Annotated in this window: 8 protein-coding genes; 6 read left to right on the top strand and 2 right to left on the bottom strand. The window is 59.7% G+C overall.

Annotation, left to right across the window (positions count from 1 at the left end; translation table 11 throughout):
• Positions 1-126: 126 nt before the first annotated feature.
• On the bottom strand, positions 127-1383 hold the full coding sequence (gene rho, locus CKA81_RS06945; protein ID WP_128354646.1) for a transcription termination factor Rho: 1257 nt from the start codon (positions 1381-1383) through the stop codon (positions 127-129).
• A gap of 63 nt (positions 1384-1446) precedes the next feature.
• Positions 1447-1773: a thioredoxin TrxA gene (trxA, locus tag CKA81_RS06940; RefSeq protein WP_128354645.1), complete on the bottom strand. Its 327-nt coding sequence runs from the start codon at positions 1771-1773 to the stop codon at positions 1447-1449.
• A gap of 219 nt (positions 1774-1992) precedes the next feature.
• Between trxA and CKA81_RS06935 the strand changes: the two genes are divergently transcribed.
• From CKA81_RS06935 to CKA81_RS06910, 6 genes are all read left to right on the top strand, one after another.
• On the top strand, positions 1993-3954 hold the full coding sequence (locus CKA81_RS06935) for a DNA topoisomerase IV subunit B (protein ID WP_228255840.1): 1962 nt from the start codon (positions 1993-1995) through the stop codon (positions 3952-3954).
• 21 nt (positions 3955-3975) lie between these two features.
• The gene (parC, locus tag CKA81_RS06930; RefSeq protein WP_128354643.1) at positions 3976-6279 is read left to right on the top strand and encodes a DNA topoisomerase IV subunit A; all 2304 of its coding nucleotides are present in this window, start codon (positions 3976-3978) and stop codon (positions 6277-6279) included.
• Between the two features lie 58 nt (positions 6280-6337).
• Positions 6338-7372 (top strand): CDP-6-deoxy-delta-3,4-glucoseen reductase, encoded by a 1035-nt coding sequence (locus tag CKA81_RS06925; protein WP_128354642.1) that lies wholly within the window; start codon positions 6338-6340, stop codon positions 7370-7372.
• A gap of 18 nt (positions 7373-7390) precedes the next feature.
• Positions 7391-8644 (top strand): D-amino acid dehydrogenase, encoded by a 1254-nt coding sequence (locus tag CKA81_RS06920; protein WP_128354641.1) that lies wholly within the window; start codon positions 7391-7393, stop codon positions 8642-8644.
• 5 nt (positions 8645-8649) lie between these two features.
• Complete coding sequence (locus CKA81_RS06915) at positions 8650-9969, top strand: extracellular solute-binding protein (protein ID WP_128354640.1); 1320 nt, start codon at positions 8650-8652, stop codon at positions 9967-9969.
• An 836-nt stretch (positions 9970-10805) separates the two neighbouring features.
• Entirely contained in the window at positions 10806-11027 is a 222-nt protein-coding gene (locus tag CKA81_RS06910) for a hypothetical protein (RefSeq protein ID WP_128354639.1), read from the top strand.
• Positions 11028-11103: the final 76 nt, after the last annotated feature.

Raw genomic sequence — 11103 nt, 5'->3', positions numbered from 1 at the left:
TAAGCAAGACTCAGCGAAGATTGAAAAATGTAAGCTCTTGGCGATGCAGCGGGTCTGCGCACGCAATGCGGGCGCACATCGCAAGTAAGCCTCTCGGGCGAGAGGCTTACAGGTGTGCTTATCCGCTTACTTCTTCATCATGTCGAAGAATTCGGAGTTGTTCTTCGTTGCCCGGATCTTGTCCATGATGAACTCCATGGCTTCGATTTCGTCCATGTCGTGTATGAACTTGCGAAGCACCCAGATCTTTTGTAGAAGCTCTGGTTTGATGAGCAGTTCTTCGCGCCGCGTACCCGATTTGTTCAGGTTGATTGACGGATAGACCCGCTTTTCGGCGAGGCGGCGTTCGAGGTGAACCTCGGAGTTGCCGGTGCCTTTGAATTCTTCGTAGATGACTTCGTCCATGCGGCTGCCGGTCTCGACCAGCGCTGTGCCGATGATGGTCAGCGAACCGCCTTCTTCCACATTGCGCGCCGCGCCGAAGAAGCGCTTGGGGCGCTGCAGGGCATTGGCATCGACACCACCGGTAAGTACCTTGCCGGAGGCGGGCACAACGGTGTTGTAGGCACGAGCCAGACGGGTGATGGAATCGAGCAGGATGACGACGTCTTTTTTAAGTTCGACCAGGCGCTTGGCTTTCTCGATGACCATCTCGGCCACCTGCACATGGCGGGTGGCGGGTTCGTCGAAGGTCGATGCGACGACTTCGCCGCGCACCGTGCGTTGCATTTCGGTGACTTCTTCAGGGCGCTCGTCCACCAGCAGCACGATCATGATGGCGTCAGGATAATTGGCGCTGATGGCGTGTGCCATGTGCTGCATCATGACGGTTTTACCGGATTTCGGGCTGGCGACGATAAGGGCGCGCTGGCCTTTGCCTATGGGGGCAAAAATGTCCAGGATGCGTCCGGTGATGTTTTCTTCGCTTTTGATGTCGCGCTCGAGCGTCATGACCTCATCGGGGTGCAGCGGCGTGAGGTTTTCGAACATGATCCGGTGCTTGATCGCTTCCGGTTGCATGCCATTGACTTTATCCACCTTGACCAGCGCAAAGTAACGCTCGCCATCCTTCGGCGTGCGGACCTCTCCTTCGATGGAGTCGCCGGTATGCAGATTGAAACGTCGGATCTGCGAGGGCGATATGTAGATATCGTCGGTGCTCGCCAGATACGAGGTGTCGGGCGAACGCAGGAAGCCGAAGCCGTCGGGAAGCACTTCAAGTACGCCGTCGCCGAAGATCTGCTCGCCTTGTTTGGCGTGCCGCTTCATGATGGCGAACATCAGTTCTTGTTTGCGCAGGCGGCCGGCGTTGTCGATTTCGAGCGCGGCGGCCATTTCCAGCAGCTTCGAGACGTGCTGCGTTTTTAATTCTGTGAGGTGCATGTGAGGAGAGGGGGTATTTGCCAGGCGGCGAGCCCAGAGGGGGCTCGCGCGGAAAAGTCGGTGTTAAAGGGATTCGTCGAGAAAGGAGCCCAGTTGCGATTTGGACAATGCGCCCACTTTGGTGGCTGCGGCTGCGCCGTTCTTGAACAGCATAAGGGTGGGTATGCCGCGGATGCCGTACTTGGCTGCCGTATCGGGGTTTTCGTCGACGTTGACCTTGGCGATGATAACACGGCCTTCATACTGCTTGGCGGCGTCCTCGAGTAGGGGCGCAATCATTTTGCAGGGGCCGCACCAGGGGGCCCAGTAGTCGACCAGGACGGGGACGTCGGATTGAATGACGTCGGCCTCGAATGAGGCATCGCTCACGTGTTTGATGGATTCGCTCATGATAAAAAGAAAAAGAAGCTGCGGGAATCAGAAAGGCATACGAGAAGGCATGCAGCCCACACCATGTATTCTATTAGTGGTGTGCAGACGTTGCCGGATTTCGACAAGCATACCACTGTCGGCGACGCGCGCATACTGTATAGAGACCACCGATTGCGTGCCCTACCCGGCAGTTTCCGTAAAATAGCGCAACTTTTTCAGCAAGAACTTGGAACGACATTGGCAATACCACGCTACGACGAAGCTTCAATCCGGGTATTGAAGGGACTTGAACCGGTCCGTCAACGGCCCGGCATGTATACCCGAACTGACAATCCACTGCACATCCTGCAGGAGGTTATCGACAATGCCGCCGACGAGGCCCTGGCGGGCTTTGGCAAACACATCAAGCTTACCTTGCACACTGATGGCAGCGTATCCATCGAGGACGACGGACGCGGTATCCCCGTGGGCATGCACCCGGACGAACATGCGCCGGTGGTCGAGCTGGTGTTCACGCGCTTGCACGCCGGCGGAAAGTTCGACAAGAAGGCCGGCGGCGCCTATGCGTTTTCGGGCGGCCTGCATGGCGTGGGCGTGTCGGTGACCAACGCTTTGTCGACCCGCCTTGAAGTGCGCGTATGGCGCGACGGCGCCACTCATGAGCTGATTTTCGCCAACGGCGATGTATTGACGCCCTTGCAAGAGCTGGAACCCGTGGGGCGCCGCAAGACCGGTACCCGGGTGCGTGTCTGGCCCGACCCCAAGTATTTCGATACGGCCACCATACCGATGCCCGAGTTGGTCCACGCGTTGCGCAGCAAGGCCGTATTGCTCAATGGGACCAAAGTCAGCCTGATTGTCGAGAAAACCGGAGAAACCCGCGAATGGCAGTATGAAGAGGGCTTGCGCGGTTATCTGGATGAGGCGCTGGGCGACGCCGAACGTATTGTTCCCGCGTTTGAAGGCAAGCAGTATGCGGCGGACGACGACGAGTCGTTTGCGTTGGGCGAGGGCGCGCAGTGGGTGGTGGTCTGGACGGCTGACGGCGCCGTCGTGCGCGAGTCCTATGTCAATCTCATTTCGACAACGGCCGGCGGTACCCATGAGGCTGGATTGCGCGACGGCCTGTTCACGGCGGTCAAAACCTTTGCCGAGCTGCATTCCCTCGTGCCCAAGGGCGTAAAGTTGCTACCCGAAGACGTATTTGCCCGTGCCAGTTTTGTGTTGTCGGCAAAAGTGCTCGATCCGCAGTTTCAGGGACAAATCAAGGAAAGGCTCAATAGCCGCGACGCCGTGCGCCTGGTCGGCGGATTCGTCAGGAACGCTCTGGATCTCTGGCTGCACGCCAACGTGGACTACGGCCGCAAGCTTGCCGAGATCGCCATCCGTCAGGCGCAAGCCCGTGCCCGCTCGTCCCAGAAAGTGGAAAAGCGCAAGAGTTCCGGGGTGGCGGTGTTGCCGGGCAAGCTTACCGATTGCGAATCCAGCGATGCTTCGCGCACCGAGATTTTCCTGGTCGAAGGCGATTCGGCCGGCGGATCGGCCAAGATGGGACGCGACAAAGAATTCCAGGCCATCTTGCCGCTACGGGGCAAGGTGCTTAACTCGTGGGAAGTCGATAGAGACCGGCTCTTTGCCAATAACGAGATCCACGACATTGCCGTGGCGATAGGAGTGGATCCGCACGGGCCCACCGACACCGTGGACCTGTCCGGCCTGCGTTACGGCCGCGTCTGCATATTGTCGGATGCCGATGTGGACGGTTCGCACATACAGGTGCTGCTGCTGACCTTGTTCTTCCGCCATTTTCCGAAACTGGTCGAGGCGGGCCACGTGTTTGTCGCCAGGCCGCCGCTGTTTCGCGTCGACGTGCCCGCGGCCGGGAAGCGGCCGGCACGCAAGGTTTATTGCCTGGACCAGGGCGAGCTGGAAGCCGTCCAGGACAAGCTGCGCAAGGAAGGCGTACGCGAAGGATCGTGGAGCATCAGCCGCTTCAAGGGCCTGGGCGAAATGAGTGCGGAGCAGTTATGGGACACCACCATGAACCCGGACACGCGGCGCCTGATGCCGATCAGCTATGGAGCCCTGGGGGTGGAGGCGACCACGCAGATGTTCGACATGCTGATGGGCAAGGGCGAATCCGCGCAGCGGCGCAGCTGGCTCGAAGAAAAAGGCAATCTCGCCGAAGTAGACGTTTAAACGCAAGTTCGAGAAAAACAAATGGATAGTACACAAGCCGGTTTGTTCGATGATGGACAGGGGGGCGACGCCATTACCCTGGGCCACTATGCCGAACAGGCCTATCTGGATTACGCGGTATCGGTAGTGCGGGGCCGAGCCTTGCCCGATGTCACTGACGGCCAGAAGCCGGTGCAGCGCCGCATTTTGTATGCGATGCAGGCCATGGGGCTGGCCGCTGGCGCCAAGCCCGTGAAGTCTGCCCGTGTGGTGGGCGATGTATTGGGCAAATATCACCCGCATGGCGACCAGGCCGCCTACGATGCCATGGTGCGCATGGCGCAAAGCTTCAGCTTGCGCTACCCACTGGTAGATGGCCACGGCAACTTTGGTTCGCGCGACGGCGACAATGCGGCGGCCATGCGTTATACCGAGGCGCGTTTGACGCCGTTTGCCCGCATTTTGCTGGACGAGCTGGATGAAGGCACGGTGGATTTCGTCGCCAACTATGACGGTAGTCAGCGCGAGCCGCTGCTGCTGCCTGCGCGCTTGCCCGTCATGCTGCTTAATGGGGCATCCGGGATCGCCGTGGGCATGGCGACCGAGATCGCCTCGCACAATTTGCGCGAGATCGCGCGTGCCTGCGTGGCCCTGATCCGCAACCCCAAGCTGCCCGATGAAGAGCTGTACGAGATCGTGCCCGGGCCGGACTTTGCAGGCGGCGGCCAGATCATTTCCTCGCCGGAAGACATTGCCCATGTCTATGCCAGCGGACGTGGCTCCATCAAGGCACGTGCCCGTTGGGAGTTCGAAGAGATGGCGCGCGGCCAGTGGCAGTTGGTGATCACTGAACTGCCGCCCGGCACGTCGACCCAGCGGATCCTGGAAGAAATCGAAGACCGTACCAATCCGAAGGTGAAGGCCGGCAAGAAAAGCCTGACCGCCGAGCAACAGCAAACCCGGGCGCTGCTTCTGGGCTTGCTGGACACCGTCCGGGACGAATCGGGCAAAGATGCCGCGGTGCGCCTGGTGTTCGAGCCCAAGACCAGTCGCATTCCCCGGGACGAATTCGTCAACACCTTGCTGGCCCAGACCAGCATGGAAACCAGCGTGTCCATGAATCTGGTCTGCATAGGCACGGATGGTCGGCCGGGCCAGCGGGGCCTGCGCCAGGTGCTGGTGGATTGGCTGGGCTTCCGTGCGCACACCATGACGCGGCGCACCCAGTTCCGCCTGGACAAGGTAACGGACCGCATCCATGTGCTCGAAGGGCGCATGGTCGTCTATTTGAACGTCGACGAGGTCATCCAGACCATACGCGAGGCGGACGAACCGCGTGCGGCATTGATGGAACGCTTCGATCTGTCCGAGCGGCAAGCAGAAGACATCCTGGAAATGCGCTTGCGCCAATTGGCCAGGCTGGAAGGGTTCAAGATCGAAAAAGAGCTGGCCGCCCAGAAGCAAGAACAGGAACAATTGCGCGAGCTGCTGGACAACCCAGGCGCCTTCAAGCGCTTGATGATCCGCGAGATCGAGGCCGATGCGAAGCAGTATGGCGACGACAGGCGTACCTTGATCGAAGTGGCAGAGCGGGCGGTGCTGGAAACCAAGGTGGTCCAGGAACCCGTCACGGTCATTATTTCGGCAAAAGGGTGGCTACGATCCCGGCAAGGGCATGGCCACGACCCCGCGCAGTTCAATTTCAAGAGCGGCGACGCGGCTTATGACGTCATCGAATGCCAGAGCACTGACGATCTGGTGGCTTTTTCCAATACCGGCCGTGTCTATACCGTAGCGGTAGCCAGCCTGCCTTCGGCTCGCGGCGATGGTCAGCCTATTACGTCCATGATAGAGACCGAGCCTGGGGCACGGATAGTGCACATGATCGCCGGGCCGGCCCAGCAGCGCTATATGATAGGAACCCAGTCAGGTTACGGCTTCATGGCGACCTTCAAGGATCTGACCACCCGCCAGCGTGCCGGTAAACAATTCGTGTCGCTGGAGCAGGGCGACGTGCTGATGAAGCCGCTGCGCATGCGTGCGACCGACCAATACCTGGCCATGTTGGCCCGTAAAGGACGCTTCCTTCTTGTAGAGCTGTCCGAAATCAAGAAGCTGTCCGGCGGGGGGCGCGGTACCATCCTGATGGGCCTGGACGATGGCGATGCCCTGGATCAATGGGTGCCCGTCGGCCCGGACGGCATACTGGCTACGGGCGTCTATCGCAACAAGAGCACCACAGTGGCCCTGGGGCCGGACGAGCTGGCAGAGTACATAGGCAAGCGCGCCCGCAAAGGCAAGGCCTTGTCGGTCAAGGTCAAGCAGCCCGTGCTCGCACCGGCCTGATGGCCGGGTGCGTCTAAAATGGTCGGCTTTATCTCACTATTACTTTAAGTCAGGTGCTATGAGTTTCAAGGTTATCGTTCAACCCAGCAATCATGAGTTTGAGGTTCAAGATGGGCAAACCGTGCTGGATGGCGCGCTGGCGGCCGGTATCGTGCTGCCCTATAGCTGCCGTAATGGCGCTTGTTCCACCTGCAAGGGCAAAGTGCTGGCGGGCGAGTTCGACGCCGGTGCTGCGCCTGCCCAGATTCTCTCTCCGGAAGACTTGGAACAGGGCTATACCTTGTTCTGCCAGGCGCGGCCCAGCTCGGATATGTTGATCGAGGCGCACGAAATCCGCATGGCGACGGATATCCAGATCCGCAAGATGCCCTCGCGCGTCATGGAGTTGCACCAGGCGGCTCCCGACGTCATGATCGTGAAGCTGCAGTTGCCCGCCGCCGATCCTTTCCGGTATTACGCCGGCCAGTATCTGGAATTCATCCTGCGTGACGGCCGCCGCCGCAGTTATTCCATGGCAACACCGCCAGCGGACAACAATCTGGTAGAGCTGCACATCCGCCATACCCCGGGGGGCGCCTTCACCGATCACGTCTTCGGAGCCGGCGAAACGCAAATGAAAGTGCGCGAGATCCTGCGCGTGGAAGGGCCGTTCGGCTCGTTTTTCCTGCGCGAAGAGGGCGACAAGCCCATCGTTTTGCTGGCCAGCGGGACGGGGTTTGCGCCCATCAAGGCCATCGTCGAACGCATGATTGCCAACAAAGATCCGCGCAAGGCAGTGCTTTATTGGGGCGGTCGCCGGCCGGCCGACCTTTATCAGCACGATACGGCGCGCGAATGGGAACAGCAGTTGCCCGGCTTCAGCTATGTGCCGGTCGTGTCGGATGCGCAATCGGGTGACGGCTGGACAGGCCGTACCGGGTTTGTTCATCAGGCCGTGCTGCAAGACTATCCCGATCTGTCCGGCCATCAAGTCTATGCCTGCGGCGCGCCCATCATGGTGGAAAGCGCGAGGCGCGATTTCATCCAGTTGGCCGGCCTGCCGGAGGACGACTTCTTTGCTGATGCGTTCACGACCGAGGCCGATACCTTATAGCGGTTAAAGGAAACGACAATGAAGATTGCGGTACTTGGCAGCGGTATTATCGGCACCTCTACAGCATGGTGGTTGCGCCAGGCCGGGCACGACGTCGTGGTTGTTGACCGGCAAACCGGCCCCGCACAAGAGACCAGCCGCGCCAACGGCTGCCAGATTTCCGTGTCGTATTCCGAACCCTGGGCCAATCCGCAAGCGCCGCTGAAGCTGGCCCGCTGGCTGTTCAAAGAGAACTCGCCGCTGTTGTTCCGGCCGCAGCTCGATCCCAAGCAATGGTGGTGGGGCATGCTGTTCCTGCGCGAATGCATGCCGGGCCGGCTGGCGCCCAACATACGCGCCATGGTGCGCATGTCCGAATACAGCCGCCGCACCCTGCGACAGATGCGTACCGAACTGGGTATTCAATACCATCATCTCGAGCGCGGCATCCTGAACTTTTACCGCGACCAGGCCGAGTTCGAAGACTCTCAACGCATGGCGGGCGTCATGCGCGATTTCGGGGTGGACAGGCGCATTGTCAGCACCGACGAAGTCGTACAGATTGAACCGGCCTTGGCGGCGTCGCGCCACCATATTGTGGGGGGCGACTACACCGCTGAAGACGAAACCGGCGATATTTATTTGTTTACCACCGCGCTGGCTGAGAAAGCCAAGGCGGCGGGCGTGGAGTTTCGCTTTTCCACCCGCGTCAGCCGGCTGATTTCTGCAGGCGGTCGCATACAGGCGGCCGAACTTATCGGCCCTGACGGGCTTTACGAAACGCTGAAGGCGGATGTCTACGTGGCGGCGCTGGGTTCATTCACGCCGCAACTGGTGACCCCGCTGGGCGTTCCCTGCCATGTTTACCCCGCCAAGGGTTATTCGGCCACGTTTGATATCGTCGACCCGACCGCAGCACCTACGGTAAGCTTGACCGACAGCGCCCACAAGGTCGTCTATACCCGACTGGGCAATCAGTTGCGCATGGCCGGCACTGCCGAGCTATCCGGCTATTCCCGAGGCCTGAATACAATCCGTTGCGAATATATGGCCCAACAGGCCCGAGAGTTGTTCCCAAGCGCCCTTGATTTTGATAATGTACGCTACTGGTCTGGGCTGCGTCCTACAACGCCGTCCAATGTTCCGCTTATCGGCGGGACCCGAATTCAAAACCTTTACCTGAACACCGGCCACGGCACACTGGGCTGGACCATGGGCGCGGGCTCCGGACGCGCGCTGGCAGACTTGATTTGCGGCCGCCGGCCTGATGTCGAATTTCCTTTTCTGGGCTAATTTCTATGAAATCAAATCGCTATTGCGGCGTCGGCGTGTCGGCACGCAAGCTTGCGTGGATGACGGCGGGCGGTCTGCTGCTGTCGTCCCTGGCCGCTACGGCTGCCACTGAAGTACGGATCTGGCATTCGCTAAGTTCCTATAACGCTGAAGTGTTCGAAGACCTGGTTGATGATTTCAACAAGGATCAAAAAGACGTCAAGGTAAAGCTCAAGTCCTTCGAGTCCGAAGAGGCCATCGAGGCGGCGCTGGCCGCAGCAAAGAAGCGCGACGACCGCCCGCATTTGGTGCAACTGGACGACGACCGCTCACCCGAAGAAATTGCGGGGCGCTCGTATATCCAGCCCTTGCATGCATTGCTGGCCCACCACCCGATCAAGGATGCCAAGTGGTTCCTGTCCGAGCGCAATACCTTTGCGCGCGACAGCAAGGGACGCCTGGTGGCGTTTCCGTATATGGTCGATGTGCCGGTGATGTTCTACAACCTGGACGCTTTCAAGAAAGCGAACCTGAAACCCACGGTGCCCCAGCGTGCCTGGAACGGCCTGCAGGACCAATTGGTAACGCTGGCCAACAATGGATCGCGCCGCTGCCCCTTGACCACCGACCAGCCCGTGTCCATCAACCTGGAGAACCTGGCCGCCGTCAATAACCAACTGTATGCCAGCCAGGGCAACGGCCTGACCGGCAAGGGCAAGCCGGCCTTCATGTTCGACGTGATGTACATCCGGCATTTGTCGCTGATGATCAGTTGGGTGCGCAGCGAGCTCATGGTCAAGCCAGAGTTCGACTCCGTGGCCGGCCAGCGTTTTGCCAGGGGCGAATGCGCCGTGTTGCTGTCCACTTCGGGCAACCTGGGCTGGTTCAAGAACGATAAAAAACTTGATTTCGCGATCAGCGGCCTGCCGTATTACCCACAGGTTACCGACAAGCCGGGCAATCCTTTTGTAGGTGGATCGGCCTTGTGGGTAACCGCCGGTCACTCCAAGGATAGCGACGCCGCCAGCGCGCGTTTCCTGTCCTTTTTGGCACAGCCTCAACGCGCCTCGAAGTGGTATCAGGAAACCGGCTTCTTGCCCTTGACCAAGCAGGCTTTCGAGCAGACCCAAGACGGCTACTACAAGAACCTGGGCGAGTGGAAGCAACTGGTTGCGGTCAATCAGGCCGCGCCTGCAGCCAACAGTCGTGGCTTTCGCATAGACAATTATCCGGAAATCCGGGCCATGTTTCAGCAAACGTTGCAAGCCGCCCTTAGCGGCAACCAGCCCGCCGTGACGGCGCTGAAAACCGCCGCCACGCAAGCCAGCGCAATGATGAAGAAGTAGCGCGAAGTCAGCCCGGACCGGGGCCTGGACGACAAAACTTTCCGTCCGTACAACTCGGTCTGGCGCAGCAGGCCCAAGCCATCCAAGATAAGCCGCAACGTCCCCAGGGGGGCGATTGCGGTTTGTTTTTGGATGTCTTCATGCCTACAAGCTCACTGATAACCCTCACGCTGATACTGCTGCAAGGCTGCGCCGGCTGGGCCGCGTGGCCGCTGCCGCGCCTTTGCAAGTCTTTGACGAGGGCGGGCGCTGGTCCTGCGCGGTGGCCAGCCCGGTCCCCTTTCCTCGCGTGCCGCGCCGGCTTGGTTGGCTAGACCCTCCAGCCAGACCACTGTGATGTCGACGCTGGTGTCCTCATTGTAGGTTGGGCCCTGCCTACGCTAGAGCGGGCTTCAAATGTCCGTTAGCAAGCGTTCCAACCGCTCTTTTGCCAGGCATCTATTCTCAAAACATAGGCAGCTGGCCCAGTGCTGATGCGGACGTGCTGCTGCCATTCAAGCGTAGCTAACGATCGAGTTTCTTTGTGTATTGCATCCCGTCGACATTAATTGCTAATGGAGTTGATAGCACCTCTCTAGCGACCTACGCGGGTGCTAACCCTCATTTCCTCCGCACTCCAAATCCTTTAGCCTGTGGCTAGCAACAAGGCTGTCGTCCTTACAGTCCAAGCCCTCGCAACGCCGTCTCCCGCGTCCACTAACTCAGTGGCCAGAATTCGATATCACGCGCATACGGGGAGGCGTCAAGGGTAAGGTACACAGCGGCGAACCGGATTTCACCGCTATTTAGCTGGAGTGGATAATGCACGCGATGATAAAGCTGCTGGAGGAGTGGTCGTGCCGCTACTGATCGCTCTGGATGAATATGAGTCGGCGCTACGCACCGTTTCCATTCATGCACAGATTGGGCTGGAAGCGGGGCCCCATGAGGCGCAGGCAGCCCTACGCATGATCTTCGCGACCTGCGAGAAGGCAGCTGGGACGGTCGAGGATGTGCTTTCACATCCGGACGCAGCCGCCCAGGTCTGTGCGATCGATACGTCGTCCCTAGGTACATAGTCAAGTCGTTTCGCGACTGGAGGGCCATCCGCTACTGCGAGCGAGGCATCTGTAATCGTCGCTCATCATCCATCGC

Origin of the sequence: Pollutimonas thiosulfatoxidans, assembly GCF_004022565.1 — a bacterium.
Taxonomy (GTDB): Bacteria; Pseudomonadota; Gammaproteobacteria; order Burkholderiales; family Burkholderiaceae_B; genus Pusillimonas_D; species Pusillimonas_D thiosulfatoxidans.
Note: the sequence above shows the minus strand (reverse complement) of the source record. Positions and strands in the feature narration are given on the sequence as shown.

Coding starts and splice junctions, on each gene's coding strand:
- rho (WP_128354646.1), bottom strand. CDS start 1,383: ATGCACCTCACAGAATTAAAAACGCAGCACGTCTCGAAGCTGCTGGAA.
- trxA (WP_128354645.1), bottom strand. CDS start 1,773: ATGAGCGAATCCATCAAACACGTGAGCGATGCCTCATTCGAGGCCGAC.
- parC (WP_128354643.1), top strand. CDS start 3,976: ATGGATAGTACACAAGCCGGTTTGTTCGATGATGGACAGGGGGGCGAC.
- CKA81_RS06925 (WP_128354642.1), top strand. CDS start 6,338: ATGAGTTTCAAGGTTATCGTTCAACCCAGCAATCATGAGTTTGAGGTT.
- CKA81_RS06920 (WP_128354641.1), top strand. CDS start 7,391: ATGAAGATTGCGGTACTTGGCAGCGGTATTATCGGCACCTCTACAGCA.
- CKA81_RS06915 (WP_128354640.1), top strand. CDS start 8,650: ATGAAATCAAATCGCTATTGCGGCGTCGGCGTGTCGGCACGCAAGCTT.